Raw genomic sequence first — 21,607 nt, forward strand, 5'->3', positions numbered from 1 at the left:
TTCAATGTACCGCAGAGAAGAGCTTAAACTGTAAAGAAGTGTTAGCGCAGATAGGAAGGAGTATTCTGAGTTCGTGAGTCACTGCTTCGAAACAGCTGAGAGCACGATTCCTCGGCACCATAAGCGCGGCTCTGCCGCACACAGGTCATACGCTCACGCAGCAAGCTGCCGGTTGGTGTATCAAGTAGATTTTTCGATTTTGCCCATTCTATATCGCCCGCTTCAATAATAGAGTCGGGAGTGGCACTGATTGCTAGAAAGCGACCAACGTCGTGCGCATTGTGTTGTAGTGCAAATTGAATCAATGAAAGGTTATTACACCGAATCGAAGAATAGATATCGCGTAGACGCTTTCGCTCGTACTGGAGCTTTTGCTTTAATGCCCGACTATCATTGGTGCGGACATAGCTGCATATAGCCAGAGCAGTGTCCGCCGTTACGTTTTGGACACCTAGTTGCTGAGCGTGACTGGGAATATGAAAACCACCACTCAAAATGATTATTGCAAGCGTGATTCGACTGAGCCAATTTTTCATGTGCTGCGACCTATTACTCCGCGGCGCTGGTTCATCATAGAACGAATGCTACCGTTGTCATACAGGGCCTGCAACGGAATTTATTGTTGCTAGTCGTTAACTCTTTGGTACACACATGTGAAGAATTTATGCGGATTGTTTGCATCAGCAGGATGCTCGATTTTTTCAACCAGATCCCAGTTCCCCTCCAATTGAAAATCGGGGAAATAAGTATCACCGGCCGTCTTTAAATCGATTTCGGTGAGATACAAGCGCTCAGCTTGCGGCAGAAACTCACGATAGACGTGACCACCACCAATAATCATGACTTCATCACTATGTCCGGCCGCTTGTAAGGCCAACTCTGGGGAGTTCACCCAAATCACCCCTTGTTCATCCGTATAGGGTTGTTGATGACGCCGCGAGAGCACGATATTAGTCCGGTTGGGGAGTGGGCGACCGATAGACTCATAGGTCGCACGGCCCATCACGACGGGCTTACCTAGGGTGATTTTCTTGAAGTGTTGGAGTTCGGCAGGCAAGTGCCAAGGCATGTCGCCGTCCTTGCCAATGACTCGGTCCTGCGCCATCGCGGCTACTAGTGCGACTATCAAGTTACTCCCCCTAAGAGTGAATAGTAAATTGTGAACAGTGAACGGAAAAACTCTGTTCACTATTACCTATTCACTGTTCACTGTCATTTCTGGTAGACCACTTCTACGTCGTAGTCGTCGTCATCGAAATCGTCATCATCATCGTCGTCATCTTCCGCATAGGCGTCAAGCTGTTGTTGATGATAATCATCCCATTTGAATTCGGTGGTGGCTTTCGCTTCTGCTTCCATTTCTTCGGGAGTTTGCTTAGGCTGCGACTCAATGTAAGTCATGATTTCCTTACACAGTGCTTCCGTACCCAAGTTCGCCAAAGCCGAGATTTGATAAACGGGACCGTCCCAATCTAACGCTTCTTTCACACGTTGCAAACGTTCAGTAATTTCCTCGTCATCGAGCAAATCGGTTTTGTTGACGACTAACCAACGGTGCTTGCCCGCCAAGGCCGGGCTGTATTTTTCCAGCTCATGTACAATCTTCACCGCTTGTTCAGCAGGGTCGGTATTGTCATACGGTGCTAAATCAACAAGGTGTAACAGGAGTCGGCAGCGTTCCAAATGTTTCAGGAATCGAATACCTAAACCGGCACCTTCTGCAGCACCTTCTATTAAGCCTGGAATATCGGCAATCACAAAGCTCGCATGCGGAACCGGACGCACTACACCTAAATTTGGGACTAAGGTGGTGAACGGATAATCTGCAACTTTGGGCTTCGCTGCAGAAACCGAACGAATGAACGTTGACTTGCCTGCATTCGGCATACCCAGAAGACCCACGTCGGCGAGCAACATCAGTTCGAGCTTTAACGAACGAATTTCACCGGGTGTGCCATCACTTTTCTGGCGTGGCGCACGGTTGGTACTGCTTTTAAAGCGCGCATTACCCAACCCGTGGAAACCGCCTTTAGCAACCATTCGGCGCTGACCGTGACGCGTTAAGTCACTGATGGTTTCGCCAGTCTCGACATCCGTCGCCCGAGTGCCGACCGGTACTTTCAGAATAATATCGTCGCCGCGTTTACCGGTACAGTTTTTACCTGAACCGTTCTGCCCGCGTTGCGCTTTATGGATGCGTTCAAAACGATAATCAATCAGCGTGTTGAGGTTCTCATCCGCCTCCAGATAAACGTCGCCGCCATCACCACCATCGCCGCCATCTGGGCCGCCTTTCGGGATGTACTTCTCACGCCGAAAGCTCACCACGCCGTTACCGCCGTCGCCAGCCTCTACGCGAATTTCGACTTCATCTACAAACTTCATGATTTCCTACCTGCTAACATGAAAAAACCCCGTCACACCGGACGGGGTTTCTAGTTCAAACGTGCGCTTTGAGCTCAGTCTTACTCAGCTACGATGCTCACGAATTTGCGGTTTTTAGGACCTTTTTCCGCAAAAGAAACTTTACCATCCGCTAAAGCGAATAAAGTGTGGTCACGACCGATGCCGACGTTCTCACCAGCGTGGAAACGAGTACCACGTTGACGAACGATAATGCTACCAGCCAATACTGACTCACCACCAAAACGTTTCACACCCAGACGTTTACTTTCTGAGTCGCGACCGTTCTTAGTTGAACCACCAGCTTTTTTGTGTGCCATGTGTCGTTACTCCTTCAATTAACCGTTGATACCAGTGATTTTCACTTCTGTGAACCACTGACGATGACCTTGACGTTTCATGTGGTGCTTACGACGACGGAACTTAATAATGTTCACTTTGTCGGCACGACCATGGTTTACCACTTCCGCTTTAACAGAGCCACCAGAAACAAAAGGTGCGCCGATTTTCACGTCGTCACCGTTCGAGAGCATTAAAACTTCTCCGAACTCAACCACTTCACCAGTGGCCGCTTCCAGCTTTTCCAGGCGGACGATTTGCCCTTCAGTAACACGGTGTTGCTTACCGCCACTTTGGAATACTGCGTACATAGTTTTCTCCGATTTGTCCCAGTGGGACGCCATATATTTAAATCAGGGCGCGAAGTATACCTATTCTGCAAACAACAGTAAATAGTGAACAGTGAATAGAAAGAGCAAAAGAAGAAAAAAACGAGGGGCTAGTGAGTTCTGTTATCTGTTCACTATTTACTGTTCACTGTCAGTTTAGGCGGTTGACGGCTATGTCGGCTAGTGCGTGCAGCGCATCGCGATACTCCGATGCCGGTAAAGCAGCCAGCTGAGCTTGCGCGAGCTGGGCTTCTTTGAGTGCGCGATCACGCGTGTACTCAAGTGCGCCGGTACGCTGCATCGTCGCGAGAATAGTGCTGAGTTGAGCCCGCCCATCACCTTGTTCTATGGCGAGGCGAATTTGCTGTGCTTCGTGTTCGTTGCCGTGCCACATGGCGTATAGCAACGGCAATGTTGGCTTCCCTTCAGCGAGGTCATCGCCGGCTTGCTTACCCATCACATCGCTGTCGGCGGTGTAATCGAGTAGGTCATCAACCAACTGGAAGGCGGTGCCTAAGTGGCGACCATAAGCGGCGAGTGCATCTTCAACTGCAGAGGGTTGATTGGCTAATACCGCGCCGAGTTGAGTGGCGGCTTCGAACAATTTGCCGGTTTTGCCATAAATCACGGCAAAGTAGCTTTGTTCGGTAGTATCGGGGTCATTGCAATTCATTAATTGCAGCACTTCGCCTTCCGAAATGATGTTGGTGGCGTCAGCGAGAATTTTCATGACCTTCATGGAGTCCAGCGTCACCATCAATTGAAAGGCACGCGTGTAGAGAAAGTCACCCACCAGCACGCTGGCTTCGTTTCCGAAGACCGCATTGGCCGTTTCTTGACCACGCCGAAGCTCCGATGCATCAACCACGTCATCATGCAGTAAGGTTGCGGTGTGAATGAACTCAATAATGGTTGCTAGCGTTAGGTGCCCTTCACCTGCGTAACCCGCAGCGCGAGCAGCAGTCACCGCTAACAAAGGTCGTAACCGCTTGCCGCCGCTATTGACGATGTAAAGACCCAGTTGATTGATCAGGGCGACGTCGGATTGTAATTCGCGGCCAATTAAAGCATTCACGCCTTGCATATCGGCTGCCATCAGCGTGTTGATTTCAGATAACTTCATCGCTTGCTGGTACGGTTACTTGAGAGAGACCGAATTGTACCGTAAAAAAACAGTAAGGGGCAGTAGTTCAACGAGTTTGCTCAGCAGAATGACGCTTCTGCTTGTGCGAGAGCTGAAGGAGGAACTGACGCAGTAACGCGATACCGATGCCCGCACTAATCCCACCCCAATGCGCCATTACAGCAATGTCTGAAGAACTGGGCAGATACAGCGTGTCGTAACCGCACTTCACCAGTAGACCAACGCCAATGGCAGTGCCGCTCCAACGCCGAATAAAAGTGTCGGCGAGCGCTCCCCAAGCATAGAGTCCATAAAGCGCACCTGAAAAACCGGCGTACACCAGCGTGGTTGGATCCAACCACAACATGGCAATGGTACTACTGAGTAATAATACCGGTAACCAGCACCAATCGCGCCAGCACGACAGATGTTCGATGAACAGCAGCCACCACAGCCATAGTCCAAGAATGTTCAGCCACAAGTGTGGTTGATCGTGGTGCACCAGCGCTCCGGTGAGCAAGCGCCACCATTCGCCGGCAAGGATCCACTCACGTTGATACACGAATGCAGCGGATGCGTCGAACCAATGACCACCGTAAAACAGCGCCAACATGAGTACGCTGACGGTACTAATTGGAATCAGTGTTGCTTTACTAAACGGGAGGTTTGCCCACCATTGTCGCCACTTGATCATCGAATTAACTTAGTCCCATAAAAAACGCCGAGCTGAAGACTATCTTCAAGCTCGGCGTTGCAGAGGTCAACGCTTTTGTATCAGCGTCAATTAGCTCACGAAATCCAAACCGGTCTGGATATCGCCTTTCAAGCCGTCAAGCATCGCGGCTTTCGCAGCTTGCTCGTAGGCGCTCAACTCACCATATGGGAGAATTTCAGCGATGCCGTTTGGACCTAAACGAACCGGATGTGCAAAGAACAACGCGTCAGCGCCATCGGTTTCAACGTAAGTGCATTCAACTACACTGTCGTCACCTTGCAGAGCTTTCACAAGTGACAAGCAGAAACGTGCGGCTGCTTGACCCATAGACAATGTTGCAGAGCCGCCACCCGCTTTGGCTTCAACTACTTCAGTACCAGCGTTTTGAATGCGCTTAGTTAACGCTTCAATTTGCTCGTCGGTGAAGCTTAAACCTGTTTGTGACAACAGTGGCAAAATGGTGGTGCCGCTGTGTCCACCAATGACTGGCACAGTGACTTCAGCTGGATTTTTGCCATGAATTTCAGCAACAAAGGTTTCAGCACGAATCACGTCTAAGGTGGTTACGCCGAACAGTTTGTTCTTGTCGTAAACGCCTTTTTTCTCAAGCACACGCTTGGCGATTGCAACCGTAGTATTGACTGGATTGGTGATAATACCGACGCAAGCTTTCGGGCAGTTGTCCGCAATCGCTTCGATCAAGTTGGCAACGATGCCAGCATTGATGTTGAACAAGTCAGAACGGTCCATACCTGGCTTACGTGGGACACCAGCTGGAATCAATACGATGTCACTGCCTACCAATGCACTGGCGAGGTCATCTTTGCCATAACCTTTCACGGAAACCGCAGTTGGGATGTGGCTGAGATCAACAGCAACGCCTGGAACAACTGGTGCCACGTCATACAACGCTAAGTCAGTACCAGCAGGTAATTGGGTTTTCAAAAGTAATGATAGTGCTTGACCGATACCGCCGGCTGCACCTAAAACTGCAACTTTCATCTCAGACTCCATCCAATCGTGTGGGGAAATTTAGGCCGAAAATACTACTCCAGAACCGCCGAAATTACAACCAAAGCCCGCCGCTCTAGGCGTTCTTGTTGAATTCCGTTACACTGCTGTGAATCCTAATCAACTTACGACTATTGCGGAGCTACTGTGCGTTCAGATGAACTAATTGATGCGTTTAAAGCACTCTTAAAACAAGAGCGTTATGGTTCACAGACCGCTATTGTTGATGCCTTGAAAGACCGTGGTTTCAGCAATATTAGTCAGTCAAAGGTCTCGCGCTTATTGAGTAAATATGGCGCGGTCCGCACCCGTAATGCACGGCAAGAAATGGTGTACTGCTTACCACCTGAGTTGGGCATTCCGTCGACGCGCGCGCCATTGACTCAGCTTGTTTTAGATATTCAGCACAATGATGTGATGGTGATTATCCGCACTACTCCGGGCGCGGCGCAACTGATCGCGCGATTACTCGATTCAGTCGGTAAACAAGAAGGTGTGCTTGGCACTATTGCTGGTGACGACACCATATTCATAGCGCCACTTAAAGTGTCGGAAATAGATTTCACACTACAGAAAGTCAAAGAGTTGTTTGAAAACGCCGATTAGCGTTTGCTGTGGCCGAGCTGCTCGAGAAAATCAATCGACGGGGCAAAGTAGGAACCGTTGGCGACTGCTTCCACATAATCCAGTAACGGATCATAATCGCCATCATTATCAGCGATGTAACGTTGCTTCAGCCATTGCACGAGATGCTGTGCGTCACCACTAAAATACATCGCTAATAAGCCCTGCTCGCGTAAATCACCCCACGGCATATTCTGACGAAGCAATAACAGCGGTTGATCGTGAGCATCCACGAGTCGTGACTTTTGCGCATGGGTAACCAAACTCAGGACCGCTTCGCTGATGCGCTCACCGGTAATTTTCTGACGTCCCATCACATGCTCTTGCATGTCGACGCTAAGTTGTTCCCAGCGACGTAAATCGTGCCGAAATTTCTGCATCAATAAATATGCGCCACCCGCAAAGTGTTTATCATCTTCGGCTTTTATGGTGGCAAATTGGCGCCGGCGCATACCATGCGGGTTGTCGGGTGATTCAATGAAGCCGGTTAAATCACGGCCATCCATAAAGCGGAACGTGCGTATTTCGTCCAGCAACTCGACGTCGTGGCCGAGCCACTCTAAGAACGTTCGCGCAGATTGAAAATTTACATCAAAGCGGTCTGATCGAATGCAGAGAAGCAAGTCAACGGATTCACGCGGTGCTTGACGATCACCATCCCGTAATTCTGGAAAGCTGCCCAATTGTGCCGGGCGCTGCGTTGGATACACGTGGTCCCAATAGTCACTGCCAATCGCGACAAACACGCTGAGCATCGATTCTGAGAAGCGATCGTCCAACTCGCTCGCTATACTCGGAATACGCGCAAGCTTACGACGGACTGCATCAACGTCATCCGTCATCACATTCATCAATAATGTTAAGCCGTGTAGATTAGGCTCTGCGTACACGCCGACTTGGGGTCGTGCCATAGCTTCCTCAATTGCATGAAGTTTCAACTTGCAGCGGTTAGTTTGTCACATACAATGGCCGCAGTGAATTAGAATTCGAACAAAAAGAATAAGGTAGCATAACCGATGACTCGATTGACCTATACTTCTGTCGCTATCCTCGTTGCATTGGGTTTGAACGCCTGTGCAACCGCACCGCAGAACACCACGGCCGCTCAACCTCAGCCGCAAACAACGGTACAAACCGCCGACCAAGCATTCACGACGCTTGCCGATAGTATTTGGGAACAAATGCAAGCGCAGAGCCGCTCGACCGGTGCGGATAGTTTGCCAGACATGTCTGCCACAGCGTTAGCTAAGAGAGCTGCCGAGCAAGAAGCCTGGTTAGCGGAGTTGCAGCAAGTTAATGTCGACGCACTGTCACGCGCGAATCAAATTAACTGGCGGATGCTCACCTATCGACTGCAAAACAGCGTCGATGGCTTTCGGTTTAACGAGCACTACCAACCGCTGAATGCAGAGGGTGGATTCCACAGTAACTTGGGCTTTATGGTGCGTAATAGTTCGTTGCGCTCGCTTGAAGACTATCAGAATTATTTGTCTCGTTTGGCGTCTATTCCTCGCTACATGGAGCAGCAAACCGAGTGGCAGCGCCTGGGCTTAGTGGAAGGCTACACCCAACCAAAAGCGTCAATGGTTGGATTTGAAGACAGTATTACTGCCTTTATTGCGCAGCGCCCTGAAGAAAGCTTGTTCTACGATCCATTCGAACAGCGCCCCAATTTTCTTACTGAGACACAATGGACGGAGCTGCAAGCGGAAGCTCGGCAAATCATCGACCGCCAAGTAATACCTGCGTATCAAGACTATTTTAACTTTATGGTAATGGAGTATTTGCCGAATAGTCGCGACACCATTGGTGCATCTGAGTTGCCCAATGGCCGTGACTATTATCAAAACCGTATTCGCCACTTCACCACACTTGATCTCACGCCGGAGGAGATTCACAAGCGTGGATTAGCCGAGGTCAAACGGATCCGCGCCGAAATGGACAAAGTAATTGCCGACACCGGCTTCGATGGCAGTTTCGCCGAATTTGTCGAGTTCCTGCGGACGGATCCACAGTTCTATCCAGAAACGGCTGAAGAATTGCTGAAGGAAGCAGCCTTCATTGCCAAGAAGGCCGACGGCGTCATGCCGCAATTCTTTAAAACGCTACCGCGTCAGCCTTATGGCATCGCTCCAGTTCCTGCTGAAATTGCACCGAAGTACACTACTGGCCGCTACGCAGGTACGAGCCGCGATGATCGCGCCAGCTTTTATTGGGTAAATACCTATGCGCTAGACCGTCGCCCGCTTTATGAAATGGAGGCTTTAACACTGCACGAGGCAGTGCCGGGGCACCATTTACAAGGCGCATTAGCCCGCGAAATGGAAGGCGTTCCGAGTTACCGTCAACAAACCTATATCTCCGCCTTTGGCGAAGGATGGGGGCTCTATGCCGAGTGGCTTGGCTTGGAAGCTGGGTTCTATCAGGACCCTTACAGCAACTTCGGGCGCTTAAGCTATGAAATGTGGCGTGCCGCACGCTTAGTTGTCGACACTGGCATGCATGCGATGGGTTGGACGCGCCAAGAAGCATTGGACTTTATGGCGAGCAATACCGCGTTAAGCTTGCACAACGTGAAAACGGAAATCGACCGTTACATCACCTGGCCCGGCCAAGCATTGTCATACAAACTGGGTGAGATGTTGATTCGCGACCTGCGCGCCAAAGCGGAACAAGAACTCGGCACGGCCTTCGATCTGCGTGAGTTCCACGAGGTAGTGCTGCGCAACGGCAGCATCCCGCTGGATGTGCTAGAGGAAGAAATCAACAGCTGGATAAAGATGGTGAAAAGTGAACAGGGAACAGGGAATAGACAAACCGAAAGCTAAGACTGAGTTCGTCAGTAGGTTTGCTGTTCCATTCACTGTTCACTATTCACCGTTCACAAAAAAGGGGCCGAAGCCCCTTTTTTTATGCAACCTGGATGGTTGGTATGATGTTCGCTTTCGCAGCAGCTTCTGCTTGGCGGAACGCATCCATCTGATCGAAGTTGAGGTATTTGTAGACTTCACCTGCCATCGAGTTAATGTCTTGCGCATACTCCATGTACTCGGCTGGCGTTGGGAGTTTACCCAAAATTGCGCCAACAGCGGCTAGTTCAGCAGAGGTCAGATATACGTTCGCTCCGTCACCAAGGCGGTTCGGGAAGTTACGCGTAGAAGTCGAGAGTACAGTAGCACCGGCTTCAACACGAGCTTGGTTACCCATACATAATGAACAGCCTGGCATCTCAGTGCGCACACCGTTATTGGCGTAGATATTGTAGTAACCTTCTTCGCGTAACTGTGCTTCGTCCATTTTGGTTGGTGGAGCAATCCACAGACGGGTATTTAATTCGTCTTGGTTCTTCTCCAACAACTTACCTGCGGCGCGGAAGTGACCGATGTTGGTCATACATGAACCGATGAATACTTCGTCTACTTTATCGCCTGCGACTTCGCTTAAGAATTTCGCGTCATCAGGGTCATTTGGACAACAGACGATTGGCTCTTTAATATCGGCCAAGTCGATCTCAATCATTTGTGAGTATTCAGCATCAGCATCGGCACGCATTAGACTTGGATTCGCAATCCACTCTTCCATTTTACGAGCACGACGTTCCAACGTACGCACATCACCGTAGCCTTCGTTGATCATCCAACGCAACATAGTGATGTTCGAACGCAGGTATTCCGCGACCGACTCTTCAGACAAGTTGATGGTACAGCCTGCAGCAGAGCGCTCTGCTGATGCATCCGACAACTCAAACGCCTGCTCGACGGTCAAATGATCGAGACCTTCGATTTCGAGAATTCGACCTGAGAAGATGTTTTTCTTGCCGCGTTTTTCAACGGTCAACAAACCTTCTTTAATCGCAAATAATGGAATGGCATGCACAAGGTCACGCAGTGTGATACCCGGCTGCATTTCACCTTTGAAGCGCACCAGCACTGACTCTGGCATATCCAGTGGCATCACACCGGTTGCCGCGGCGAATGCAACCAAACCAGAACCCGCAGGGAATGAAATACCCAGTGGGAAGCGGGTGTGTGAGTCACCACCAGTACCAACGGTGTCAGGCAACAACATGCGGTTCAACCAACTGTGGATAATGCCGTCACCTGGACGCAAGCTAACACCGCCGCGATTCATGATGAAGTCAGGCAATGTATGTTGTGTTTCGATGTCGACTGGCTTCGGATACGCCGCAGTGTGACAGAATGACTGCATGGTCAAATCGGCACTGAAGCCCAAACAAGCTAGGTCTTTCAGTTCATCACGCGTCATTGGACCCGTGGTGTCTTGTGAGCCTACCGTGGTCATTTTAGGTTCGCAGTAAGTGCCTGGACGAACGCCAGTCATACCACAAGCTTTACCGACCATTTTCTGTGCCAACGTGTAGCCTTTGCCACTGTCCGCTGGTTGTTCTGGCTTCAAGAATAAATCGGATGGACCTAAGCCCAGTGATTCACGCGCTTTTTCTGTCAAACCACGACCGATGATCAAGTTGATACGGCCACCGGCACGAACTTCATCGAGAATCACACGTGATGCATAGTCATATTCAGCAATGACGGCGCCAGCTTCGTTTTCAATTTTGCCTGCGTATGGGTAGATGGTGATCACATCACCCATGTTCATTTGTTCGACGTCAGCTTCAAAGACTAACGCACCGGCGTCCTTCATGGTGTTGAAGAAAATAGGTGCCACTTTGCTACCGATACAAATACCGCCAGCGCGCTTGTTCGGCGTGCCTGGCATGTCTTCACCAATGAACCACAACACTGAGTTGGTGGCTGATTTGCGTGAAGAACCGGTACCTACAACATCACCGACAAATGCAACCGGGTGACCTTTAGCTTTCAATTCATCAATTTGCTTAGCCGCGTCAGTAATGCCTTCACGTGGCATTTTGTACATAGCTTTGGCATGCAATGGGATATCTGGACGTGACCATGCATCTGGTGCAGGTGACAAATCATCGGTATTGGTCTCGCCGGTGACTTTGAATACGGTTGCAGTGATTTTTTCTGGGAGTTCATTACGGCCAGTAAACCATTCTGCGTTCGCCCATGATTCCACGACTTCCTTCGCGATGGCGTTACCTGCATTCATTTTCTCTTCGACGTCATGGAATGCGTCAAACATGAGCAAGGTATGCTTGAGTTCTTTTGCCGCTAATGGCGCCAATTCAGCGTCATCTAATAGCTCAACCAAAGTCACGATATTGTAGCCACCGTGCATATTGCCTAGTAACTTCACAGCTGCTTCTTTGCTGATGACTGGTGACTGTGCTTCGCCCTTGACGATAGCCGCTAAAAAGCCTGCTTTAACGTAAGCCGCTTCATCAACACCGGGAGGAACGCGTTCTGACAATAGCTCGACGAGAAAGTCTTCTTCGCCTGCAGGAGGATTCTTTAATAGTTCAACTAAATCAGCAACTTGTTCTGCTGTTAATGGTTTTGGCGGAATGCCTTCTGCGGCCCGCTCGTCAACATGCTTACGATAATCTTGCAGCACTGATATACCCCTTCACTGTTGCGCTGTTAAAAAGTGGCGCAATTATAGGGGTTTTACGGTGAGAATAAAATTCATCGGACAATATAAAGCAGAATGTAGCTTATAAAGACAGTGAATAGTGAACAGGGAACAGATAATAGAAAAGCCAAAAATCAATAGCTCTCCGTTTTAGATTTTAGGTTTTAGGTTTTGACTTTTCTATTATCTGTTCCCTGTTCACTGTTCACCAGCCTGTTCCCTATTCACTGTTCACCAGTTTTGAGCGGTAGTCCCTCAGGTCGCGGCGCACTTCCGGTAGCAGCAAATAGAGCGCGAGGATGTTCGGCACTGCCATCAGGAAGAACAGCGAGTCAGTGATATCGACGATGGCGAGGATATCGACGGACGCAGCCATCGCGACGGTGATGCAGTAGAGAATTTTGTGGGTCAGGAGTACTTCGTAGCGTTCACCAAACAGGTATCCCCAAGCTTTGTTGCCATAGTACGAGACGCTGATGACGGTGGAGAACCCAAACAAAAGAATGATGAGTGTGAGCACCCACGGGAACCAGCTAAACGAAGTGGTAAAGGCATAAGAGGTAATGGCGATACCGTCCACGTTATCGATTTGATAAGCGCCAGTTACGATGATTACCAGCGCCGTAATCGTGCAGATAATAACAGTATCGATAAAAGGCTCGAGCATGGCAACGAAGCCTTGCTGAATGGGTTCATCGACTTTAGCTGCAGCATGCGCGATGGGAGAGGAACCAGTGCCCGCCTCATTGGAATAGGTCGCGCGGCGAATCCCCATAATCATGACGCCAATGAAGCCACCGTATGCTGCGTCGGGCTGCAGCGCAGATTCGACAATAAGAACGAAGGCGCCCGGTATGGCTCCAGCATTCATAGCCAAAATATATAAAGAAGCACCGAAATACAGCGCCAGCATACTTGGAACTAATTTACTGGTGACGTCGGCAATACGTTTGATACCGCCAATAATAACAACCGCCACTAGGCTGCCGTAAACGACACCGTAGATGATGGAATTATCAAAACCTGTGACGGTACTGAATTGCACGAAGCCTTGGTTAACGTTACCGAACGCGATGGAACCGAAGACGCAAAAGATCGAGAAAATGACGGCTAATACCGCGCCAAACTTTGGCCAGCCTCGTGCTTTAAATGCATCGCGCATGTAATACATGGGGCCACCGGCAATGCTGCCATCGGCATTGATCTGGCGATATTTAACTGCGAGCGAAACTTCCATGAATTTGGTGGCCATGGAGAATAAGCCCGCGACAATCATCCAGAATGTTGCACCAGGCCCACCTAAGGTAATGGCAATAGCGACACCAGCGATGTTACCCGTACCAACGGTGCCAGAAAGTGCGGTAGTGAGTGCTTGAAACGGGCTTATTTCACCCGCTGAATCCTCCTTTCGGAACTTGCCTCGCAGCACTTGGACGCCGTGCCAGAAGCCACGGATATTGATAAAGCCAAGACCAACCGTAAAAACAATCGCGCCACCGAATAGCCAAATCACCACCAGCGGGATCTCGGCGCCATTGACGGGGATGGTTGAGAACACAACAGCAGCAACACCAGCAGAAAATTCGGTAAACGACTGAGTAAAAGACATGCGGTAGCCTGTAGGTTGTTTCGACTAACCATAGACTAATTACGGTAAACAGTGAACAGTGAATAGGTAATGGGAAAGCGAGATCTAAAGACAAAAGTGATGAGAGCTCAGTCTTTGTTTTGGTCATTATCTTTTCTATTCACTGTTCACGATTCACTGTTCACCGGACTTTTTACGTTTGCTTACACTTGCTTGCGAAGATACATAGCCGTGACATAAACCTTTCACATGTTTGATCTATCTTAAGTAGTAACGGTCAAGTGGGGGGCCTAGTGATGAAAACTTTAACTTTGTTATCTGTATTTGCAGCGGCATTGATGAGCTCGGTAGCAGTCAGTGCACCTATTCAATCGTATCAGTATGAAGCGCCAATGCAGCGTTATGTGTACACCTACTCTCTCGAGAATCAGGTGGAAACGCTGATGGTCGATATTGCCAACGCGAGTAGCGAAATCATCGCCGATGCGCGTATCGATACGATTTTAGAAGCGAATGAGAACGTACAAGCCATTGGTGCTGAAATGAGAATGACTGGCTTAGTAGCGCGCCTCATTTCACCCATCGAAAGTACGCCAGATGAGGTTCGCAGCTGGGCCCGCGATCCGTTCCGCCGAACGTACTAAATGAATTTCGAGGTGTACTTGGTTGATGAAACCGGGAATTTCGATGCGCACTAAGTCGCCGCGAGCGAGCGCATCACCGACCAAGTCACTTGGGATAATGCCCCAACCCATGTCAGCCAGCAGCAATTCGCGTTGAGCGATTGAATCATTCACCCGAATTCGCTGTTGGCCTGGCATTCGCATCATGCGATCCATATTGATTCCCACATCCTGATCTTGTGGCATCAACATTGGCATTTCTAACAACTCGGAGCGATGCGTCGGTACACCACCAAAACGCTCGGCAAGCCGTGGCGACATCACCACAAAGAGCTCAAACGGACGCACCAAGCGTGTTTCAAAATCACCATGTTGCCGAAACACTGGCAGCCACGGACACAAAGCTAGATCGGCCTCACCCTCGCGAATGGCGCGTAGTGACTTCAACTGTGACTCACCACTGAGCAATAGTTCGGTGGCAGGGAAACATTCCTGCACTTGTCGCATGGCATTGAATAATAAACTTGGCGAGCAAGTATGGTCATAGCTCACTCGGAGCTGTGGTTCTGCTCCAGTTTGTAACTGTTGGGTCAACGACTGCAGTCGCTGCTGCTGTCGCAAGACCTCGCGGGCTTGCCGCAAAAATTGCTCGCCCCGCGGCGTCAATACTAGCCGATAGCCAGTGCGATCAAAGAGCGGAAATCCAGCCTGCTCCTCCAGCTTTTTTAACGCCATACTGACGGCAGCTTGAGTACGATGGAGCTGATCGGCAGCGCCCTGCAGGCTGCCGGTATCGGCTAACGCATCAAGCATCTGTAACTGCTGAATCTTCATAATTAATACTTAATATCTTGATTAGAATAATTCAATATAACTTAATATCAAGAAGAGTAAAATCTTTTGGGAAAGTGAATGGTAAATAGTGAACGGTGAACAGAAAACATGTCTGAGCTCCCGGTTACATTTTTGTCTATTCACTATTCACTGTTCACTATTCACCGGAGGTTACATGCGTTTCTTTGGACTTGTTTTGTTGCTGCTGGTTGGGTGTAGCGACGGTGTTCCCGCTAGTGCGGTTGAGCCTGTTGTGCAACCGGTCAAACTCCATACCGTCACTACAGGGGATGGGCAGCGCCTTCGGGAGTTTCCTGCTGTGGTTGAAGCGGCGCAGGTGGCGCAACTAGCGTTTCGCGTGGGTGGCGAGATTCAAGCGTTTCCAGCGCGGGCAGGAACCGACGTGGAGCAAGGCGATTTAATCGCAAAGCTGGACCCGAAGGATTATCAGTTGGTGGTTGACCAAGCTCAGGCGCGCTATGACTTGGCACTGGCTCAGTATCAACGAACCGAGAATTTAGTCGAACAAGGCGTCATTTCACCGCAGCAATTTGATGAGGTGAAAGCGAACTTGGAAGTCTCTCGCGCAAATCTAGAAACCGCGAAAACCAATCTGCAATACACCGAGTTACGGGCGCCCTTCGCTGGCGTGATTGCGCATGTTTTTGTCGAGAATTTTGAAACTGTGCAGCCGCAACGACAAATTGCCACGCTGCAAATGAGCGATGCTATCGATATCAGTATTCGAGTACCGGAAAGCTTGTTTGCAAGGGTACAGCGAAATACCAACAACAACTATCAGCCGGATGTCATTTTTGCTGCAGCTCCAGAACAAACGTTCCCCGCAACCCTGAAAGAATTCGATACCACCGCCGATCCAGCAACCAATACCTATAAGGTCGTGTTTACTCTGCCGAGTCCGACCGAGTTTAATGTTTTGCCGGGTATGTCAGCGACCCTGCGTGTCGATATGGATGCGGTATCACAACAACTCACGAATGCGCTGTTGGTTCCGACCACGGCCCTGTTTTCCCCAAGTGAAGTGGAACAGGCACAGGGCTACTTTGTTTGGGTGTATGACGACCAGTCAGGCACTGTTGCCAAGCGCGCCGTTGAAACTGGCGCTGTGACCAATCAAGGCGTTGAGATCACGAGTGGTCTCTACGCGGGCGAGCAAGTAGTGACTGCTGGCGTCTATCAACTGAATGATGGACAACGCGTGCGGCCTTGGCTGCGGGAGCGCGGCTTGTGATCAATATCGCTCGCTATAGTATTAAACGCAGCACCACCAGTTGGCTACTGATTGTTATTTTACTGCTCGGTGGTGTATTTGCTCTACAGCAAATGGGGCGTCTCGAAGATCCCGAGTTCACGCTCAAACAAGCGCTTATTATCACCCCCTACCCCGGCGCGACTGCACAGCAAGTTGAAGAAGAAGTCACCTACCGACTCGAGAACGCAATTCAAGAAATGAGTGAGGTGGATCACATCACCTCGATCTCACAACCGGGCCTGAGCCAAATTCAAGTGGAAATCCAAACCACCTATCGTGAAGAGGACATGCCACAAATTTGGGATCAGCTCCGGCGCAAAATTTCGGATAACCGTCGGCATCTTCCGCCCGGTACCGGCGAACCTATGATTCGGGATGATTTTGCTGATGTGTATGGAATTACGCTTGCGGTGACCGGCGCAGGCTACACCTATCAGGATATTGCCGACTATACCGATTTCTTGCGGCGTGAATTGGTCCTCGTGAAAGGTATCGGCAAAGTCACGGTAGCAGGCAAGCAAGACGAGCAAGTGATCGTTGAAGTCTCGCGCTCACGGTTAGCGAATGTCGGCATTGCCCCTCAACAAGTGGTGAACTTACTGCAAACGCAGAACGCGGTTAGTGATGCAGGCCGTATCCAAATTGGCAGCGAGCGGCTAAGAATTCAAACCAGCGGCGAATTTGCCACAGTAGATGATTTAGCCAATCTGCTCATTAGTAACCCCGGCGCCGATGAGCGCATTTTACTGCGCGATGTCGCGACCATTAGTCGTGACTATAAAGAGATACCGACACATCGGGTTCGCTATCAAGGCGATCAAGCCTTGTGGTTGGGTATTTCTTTTGCCGAAGATGTGAATGTCGTTACCGTGGGTGAACGCATTCAAGCCAAGCTCAACGAGCTCAAATATGCCCAACCGGTGGGAATGTCGATTCATTCAATTTATAACCAACCTGCTGAAGTTGAAAACTCCGTCCAGAGCTTTCTGATCAACCTCGCAGAAGCCGTGGTGATTGTTGTGGTCGCCCTGCTCTTAAGCATGGGACTGCGCAGCGGCGTGTTGATTGGCAGCGTCTTGCTGCTGACGGTATTGGGTAGCTTCTTGTTTATGTATTTGGCGGATATTCAATTACAACGCGTGTCACTCGGTGCACTCATCATTGCGCTCGGGATGTTGGTGGATAATGCGATCGTAATCGCTGAAGGGATGTTGGTTGGGGTGCGGCGCGGACTGACGCGAATTCAAGCAGCGGCGCAAGTGGTGCAACAAAATATGTGGCCGCTGTTGGGCGCCACCATTATCGCGATCATCGCATTCGCACCTATCGGCTTGTCGAAAGATGCTAGCGGTGAATATGCGAATTCATTGTTTTGGGTCTTATTCATTTCATTGCTCTTAAGTTGGTTTACCGCTCTCACACTAACCCCGTTTCTCGGCAATTTATTGTATCGCTCGGATGCCCGTGCCCGCCGCGCCAGTGACTTGGCAGACGATGACAACGTCTACGATCATTGGTTTTTTCGAGCGTATCAACAAGCCCTATTGGCTTTTTTGAATTGGCGCAAAACCACCATGCTGGTGATGCTGGGATTACTGGTTCTCGCCGGTGCTGGATTTAGCACGGTGAAGCAGTCGTTTTTCCCGCCCTCTACTACCCCCATTGCATACGTGGATCTCTGGTATCCACAAGGCACTGATATTCGAGCAACGGAACAGTTTGTGCGACAGTTGGAGCACTATTTACTGGAGCGCCATAGCGATTCCGGTGAGCTCGAGTTTGTCGCCACCACCATTGGACAAGGCGGACCGCGGATGACGCTGACCTACATGGTCGAAAAGGCCTATGAAAGTTATGCACAGTTGATTCTTCGCGGTGCCGATATGGATGCGCTCGAAACCGTTCTACTTGATTTCGAAGAGCATTTGCATGCGGAACAACCGGACGTCGAATTCAAATTTAAGCCAGTCGAGATGGGTCCCGCGCAGGCAGCCAAAATTGAGGCGCGTTTTATTGGCTCAGACCCAGACGTCTTGCGCCAACTTGGTGAGCAAGCGCGTGACATTATGGCAGCCGACCCGGGCGTTCGAAATTTGCGGGATAATTGGCGTCAGCGCACGAAGATTCTCGAGCCCCAATTCAACGAGGCATCGGCGCGGCGCCTGGGCATTACCAAAGCAGACGTGAATGATGCACTGAAGCGCAATTTTTCCGGTCAAACGGTTGGAGTGTTCCGTGATGGTACGGATTTATTGCCGATTGTCGTGCGCGCCCCCGCAGTCGAGCGTACCGACCTCAACGATTGGTCTGAGCTGCAAATTTATAGTTCGGCGCTGAATCAGTATATTCCGCTTGGCCAAGTAGTTTCGGCCATTGATCTGGGGGTCGAGGACAACCTGATCATGCGGCGTGATCGCAAACGCACACTGACGGTCATGGCGGATCACGATATATTTGGTGATGAAACGCCAGCACAAGTCTTGCAACGGATCCGCCCAGCTATTGAAGCGATTGACTTACCGATTGGGTATGAGTTGCAGTGGGGTGGTGAATTCGAAGCCTCACAAAAAGCCACGGGGGCTGTTTTCCAAGCGCTCCCACTGGCCTTCTTGGTGATGTTTATCATTACCGTGTTGTTATTCAGTTCAATTCGCCAAGCTGGGGTATTATGGACTACGGTACCGCTCAGCATTATTGGTGTAACATTGGGCTTAGTCGTCACCGGTCAACCTTTCGGCTTTATGGCACTGCTCGGCTTTCTCAGTTTATCGGGGATGCTCATCAAGAATGGTGTCGTGTTACTGGAGCAAGTTCGAGTTGAGCTCGCTTCAGGCAAAGCGGAAATGCAAGCACTGGTTGATGCCGCGGTGAGCCGTGTCCGGCCAGTGGCGATGACCGCGGTCACCACTATTGTCGGAATGTTACCGTTGCTGTTTGATGACTTTTTCGCCAGTATGGCGGTAGTAATTATGTTTGGATTAGGTTTCGCGACTATGCTGACTCTAATCGTTGTTCCTTTAATGTATGCCATGGTGATGCGAGTGAAATGATTCGGGCGCGCTGGTTCCAACTTGTCGGAAGTCTTGCCATTGTGCTGTGGCTAGCTGGTGAACAAACTGGCTGGTGGCCAACGCAATTACTGCAACGGTTGGAATGGATGAGTTACGACATTCGCGTCAACCAAACACTGCCAAACCAAGCCCCGCAAGAATTTGTACTGATCGATATTGATGAAGCTAGCTTGCAAGCCTATGGCCAATGGCCCTGGCCGCGGCAGCAATTAGCGACGCTGGTTGAAAAGTCTTTTGACGACTATCAACTGCAAATGCTCGGCTTTGACTTAGTATTTGCGGAGCAAGAACAAAACCTGTTGGCAGCACAATGGCAGCAATTACAACAACGTATTCCTGCTTTGTTATCTGAACCATTGCCTGCCACTGGTGATGCTGCGCTAGCGCGAGCAATAGCAAATTACCCTGTGGTCACCGGTTTCTACTTTGAGCGTTCTGGCGCAGCAACAACCAGCACGGGAATGTTGCCCACGCCCCTTGAAGTCATTTCCACAGATACTTCAGCTCCACTTGCAGAACTGCCGCTGGTGCGTCCTGACCGGTACGCGAGTAACATCCAAGCCCTGCAAGAATCCGCTTGGGCTGGTGGCTTCTTCGATAACCCTACTGTCGACGGCGATGGGATATTTCGTCGTGTCCCGCTGATACAAGAATTTAATCAGCAACTCTATCCAAGTTTGCCATTAGCTATGGTCCGAACGTTACTTGGGCAAGCTCCGGTCACGCTCGATACACACTTCGAAGGCGGATTGTGGCAACTGGAAGGCGTCGATATGGGCGGCTTTTACTACCCGACAGACCCATCAGGTGCGGTGTTAGTGCCTTGGTATGGTGGTCTAAATACGTTCGATAAAGTTTCAGCCGCAGCCATTTTGCGCGGCGACCCAAATATTGCGACTAAGCTTCAAGATCGGATTGCTATTCTGGGCACGTCAGCACCTGGATTGATGGACCTACGAGCGACACCCGTTGCCAATGTGTTTCCCGGTATGGAGATCCATGCTTCAGTACTAGCAGGCTTGCTAACCATGAACTTTAAAAGCGAGCCCGGTTATGCGGTCGCCATTACCTTTCTCGGTTTGGTTCTTTTAGGTTTAGTTTTAAGTTGGTTGTACCCGCGACTGCCAGCATTTGCGCTGGCTATTACCAGCTTGGTGATACTGTTTGTTCATATTGCTGCCAATATGTTTGCTTGGAGCCAAGGACTGGTCTTGCCCGTCGCTTCAGGGGTCGTATTAATAGTATTGCTAACTGGTTGGCACCTAACACTAAACTTCTGGCGCGAGAGCAAGGCGAAACGCCAGGTTGCGTCGCAATTTGGCATGTATGTGCCACCTGAGCTGGTAGCCGATATTGTTGCCGCGCCTGATGCGCAAGACCTCACCGGTCAAGAAAAAGAGCTGACCGTACTGTTTTCAGATGTTCGTAACTTCACCTCATTTGCAGAGACTATTCCACCAGCTCAATTGACCGCGGTCATGAATCAATTGTTGTCGCCAGTGACGCGCGCCATTCACGAACATCGCGGCACCATTGATAAATACATGGGTGATGCCGTTATGGCTTTTTGGGGCGCACCATTGACCGACCCGGAACATGCAGTTCATGCAGTGCAAGGTGCTATTGCCATGCAGCAGGCGCTCAGGAAAACGAATCAAGAATTTATGGCAGCTAACTTACCTGAACTTGCCATGGGAATTGGTATTCATACTGGGGTGATGAATGTTGGCAACATGGGTTCTGACTTCCGCATGGCTTACACAGTGTTGGGCGACAATGTGAATCTAGGCTCGCGTATTGAGGGACTCACCAAAACTTATGGTGCTGAGATTCTCATTAGCGATGATACGCTGCGAGCCCTTGGCAATGACCATGACTTCAGTATTCGTCCAGTTGATTTGGTGCGAGTCAAAGGGCGCGAGACCCCAGTCATGTTGTATCAAGTAGTTTTAGACTCAGAGCAACAAGCCACCATTGCCCAAGTTCAATTTGCATGGAACTGCTATCGCAATGGAGAATTTGCTGACGCTGAACAAGCCTTCCAAAGTCTTACAAATGACCCGCTCGGTTTGCTCTTTGCAGAGCGCTGCAACTATTATCAGAAGAACCCACCGTCACCGGACTGGGACGGCGTGTTTACGCACCAACAAAAATAGG

At 50.1% G+C, this 21,607-nt stretch carries 18 protein-coding genes; 6 read left to right on the forward strand and 12 right to left on the reverse strand.

Going from position 1 to position 21,607, the window contains the following annotated elements:
* Nucleotides 1-41: 41 nt before the first annotated feature.
* The 8 genes from ACN0S4_RS03995 to mdh form a co-directional block, all read right to left on the reverse strand.
* Nucleotides 42-536 (reverse strand): DUF3718 domain-containing protein, encoded by a 495-nt coding sequence (locus tag ACN0S4_RS03995; protein WP_417656420.1) that lies wholly within the window; start codon nucleotides 534-536, stop codon nucleotides 42-44.
* A gap of 89 nt (nucleotides 537-625) precedes the next feature.
* The gene (gene folA / locus ACN0S4_RS04000; RefSeq protein ID WP_417656421.1) at nucleotides 626-1,129 is read right to left on the reverse strand and encodes a type 3 dihydrofolate reductase; all 504 of its coding nucleotides are present in this window, start codon (nucleotides 1,127-1,129) and stop codon (nucleotides 626-628) included.
* An 83-nt stretch (nucleotides 1,130-1,212) separates the two neighbouring features.
* Nucleotides 1,213-2,385 (reverse strand): Obg family GTPase CgtA, encoded by a 1,173-nt coding sequence (gene cgtA, locus ACN0S4_RS04005; RefSeq protein WP_417656422.1) that lies wholly within the window; start codon nucleotides 2,383-2,385, stop codon nucleotides 1,213-1,215.
* 80 nt (nucleotides 2,386-2,465) lie between these two features.
* Complete coding sequence (gene rpmA / locus ACN0S4_RS04010; RefSeq protein WP_417656423.1) at nucleotides 2,466-2,723, reverse strand: 50S ribosomal protein L27; 258 nt, start codon at nucleotides 2,721-2,723, stop codon at nucleotides 2,466-2,468.
* Nucleotides 2,724-2,741: 18 nt separating this feature from the next.
* A complete protein-coding gene (gene rplU, locus ACN0S4_RS04015; RefSeq protein WP_417656424.1) occupies nucleotides 2,742-3,053 on the reverse strand; it encodes a 50S ribosomal protein L21 in 312 nt (103 codons plus the stop codon).
* 169 nt (nucleotides 3,054-3,222) lie between these two features.
* On the reverse strand, nucleotides 3,223-4,194 hold the full coding sequence (ispB, locus tag ACN0S4_RS04020; protein ID WP_417656425.1) for an octaprenyl diphosphate synthase: 972 nt from the start codon (nucleotides 4,192-4,194) through the stop codon (nucleotides 3,223-3,225).
* 67 nt (nucleotides 4,195-4,261) lie between these two features.
* Complete coding sequence (gene rrtA / locus ACN0S4_RS04025; protein ID WP_417656426.1) at nucleotides 4,262-4,888, reverse strand: rhombosortase; 627 nt, start codon at nucleotides 4,886-4,888, stop codon at nucleotides 4,262-4,264.
* 90 nt (nucleotides 4,889-4,978) lie between these two features.
* Nucleotides 4,979-5,911: a malate dehydrogenase gene (gene mdh, locus ACN0S4_RS04030; RefSeq protein WP_417656427.1), complete on the reverse strand. Its 933-nt coding sequence runs from the start codon at nucleotides 5,909-5,911 to the stop codon at nucleotides 4,979-4,981.
* A gap of 156 nt (nucleotides 5,912-6,067) precedes the next feature.
* On the opposite strand from mdh, the gene argR reads away from it, so the two are divergent.
* Nucleotides 6,068-6,526 (forward strand): transcriptional regulator ArgR, encoded by a 459-nt coding sequence (argR, locus tag ACN0S4_RS04035; RefSeq protein ID WP_417656428.1) that lies wholly within the window; start codon nucleotides 6,068-6,070, stop codon nucleotides 6,524-6,526.
* On the opposite strand, the gene ACN0S4_RS04040 is transcribed toward argR, so the two are convergent.
* Nucleotides 6,523-7,455 carry a Dyp-type peroxidase gene (locus ACN0S4_RS04040; protein WP_417656429.1) on the reverse strand — a complete coding sequence of 311 codons (933 nt, stop codon included), beginning with the start codon at nucleotides 7,453-7,455 and terminating at the stop codon, nucleotides 6,523-6,525. The genes argR and ACN0S4_RS04040 overlap by 4 nt on opposite strands.
* A 105-nt stretch (nucleotides 7,456-7,560) precedes the next feature.
* On the opposite strand from ACN0S4_RS04040, the gene ACN0S4_RS04045 reads away from it, so the two are divergent.
* Nucleotides 7,561-9,372, forward strand: coding sequence for a DUF885 domain-containing protein (locus ACN0S4_RS04045; protein WP_417656430.1), 1,812 nt, complete (start codon nucleotides 7,561-7,563; stop codon nucleotides 9,370-9,372).
* Nucleotides 9,373-9,454: 82 nt separating this feature from the next.
* Here the strand turns inward: ACN0S4_RS04045 and acnB are convergent, their stop codons facing one another.
* Together acnB and ACN0S4_RS04055 are read right to left on the reverse strand one after the other, a co-directional pair.
* Nucleotides 9,455-12,043 (reverse strand): bifunctional aconitate hydratase 2/2-methylisocitrate dehydratase, encoded by a 2,589-nt coding sequence (gene acnB / locus ACN0S4_RS04050; protein ID WP_417656431.1) that lies wholly within the window; start codon nucleotides 12,041-12,043, stop codon nucleotides 9,455-9,457.
* 238 nt (nucleotides 12,044-12,281) lie between these two features.
* Nucleotides 12,282-13,670, reverse strand: a complete 1,389-nt coding sequence (locus tag ACN0S4_RS04055) for an alanine/glycine:cation symporter family protein (RefSeq protein ID WP_417656432.1) — start codon at nucleotides 13,668-13,670, stop codon at nucleotides 12,282-12,284.
* A gap of 275 nt (nucleotides 13,671-13,945) precedes the next feature.
* Between ACN0S4_RS04055 and ACN0S4_RS04060 the strand changes: the two genes are divergently transcribed.
* Nucleotides 13,946-14,293 (forward strand): hypothetical protein, encoded by a 348-nt coding sequence (locus ACN0S4_RS04060; protein WP_417656433.1) that lies wholly within the window; start codon nucleotides 13,946-13,948, stop codon nucleotides 14,291-14,293.
* Here the strand turns inward: ACN0S4_RS04060 and ACN0S4_RS04065 are convergent.
* Entirely contained in the window at nucleotides 14,225-15,106 is an 882-nt protein-coding gene (locus ACN0S4_RS04065; protein ID WP_417656434.1) for a LysR family transcriptional regulator, read from the reverse strand. The genes ACN0S4_RS04060 and ACN0S4_RS04065 overlap by 69 nt on opposite strands.
* A 175-nt stretch (nucleotides 15,107-15,281) precedes the next feature.
* Between ACN0S4_RS04065 and ACN0S4_RS04070 the strand changes: the two genes are divergently transcribed.
* The 3 genes from ACN0S4_RS04070 to ACN0S4_RS04080 are packed head-to-tail and all read left to right on the forward strand — an operon-like array spanning nucleotide 15,282 to nucleotide 21,606.
* Nucleotides 15,282-16,358: an efflux RND transporter periplasmic adaptor subunit gene (locus ACN0S4_RS04070; RefSeq protein WP_417656435.1), complete on the forward strand. Its 1,077-nt coding sequence runs from the start codon at nucleotides 15,282-15,284 to the stop codon at nucleotides 16,356-16,358.
* Complete coding sequence (locus ACN0S4_RS04075; protein WP_417656559.1) at nucleotides 16,358-19,429, forward strand: efflux RND transporter permease subunit; 3,072 nt, start codon at nucleotides 16,358-16,360, stop codon at nucleotides 19,427-19,429. The genes ACN0S4_RS04070 and ACN0S4_RS04075 overlap by 1 nt, the downstream gene beginning before the upstream one ends.
* Entirely contained in the window at nucleotides 19,426-21,606 is a 2,181-nt protein-coding gene (locus ACN0S4_RS04080) for a CHASE2 domain-containing protein (protein WP_417656436.1), read from the forward strand. Before ACN0S4_RS04075 ends, ACN0S4_RS04080 begins: the two co-directional genes overlap by 4 nt.
* Nucleotide 21,607: the final 1 nt, after the last annotated feature.

The organism is Pseudidiomarina aestuarii (assembly GCF_048263735.1).
Taxonomy (GTDB): domain Bacteria; phylum Pseudomonadota; class Gammaproteobacteria; order Enterobacterales; family Alteromonadaceae; genus Pseudidiomarina; species Pseudidiomarina aestuarii_B.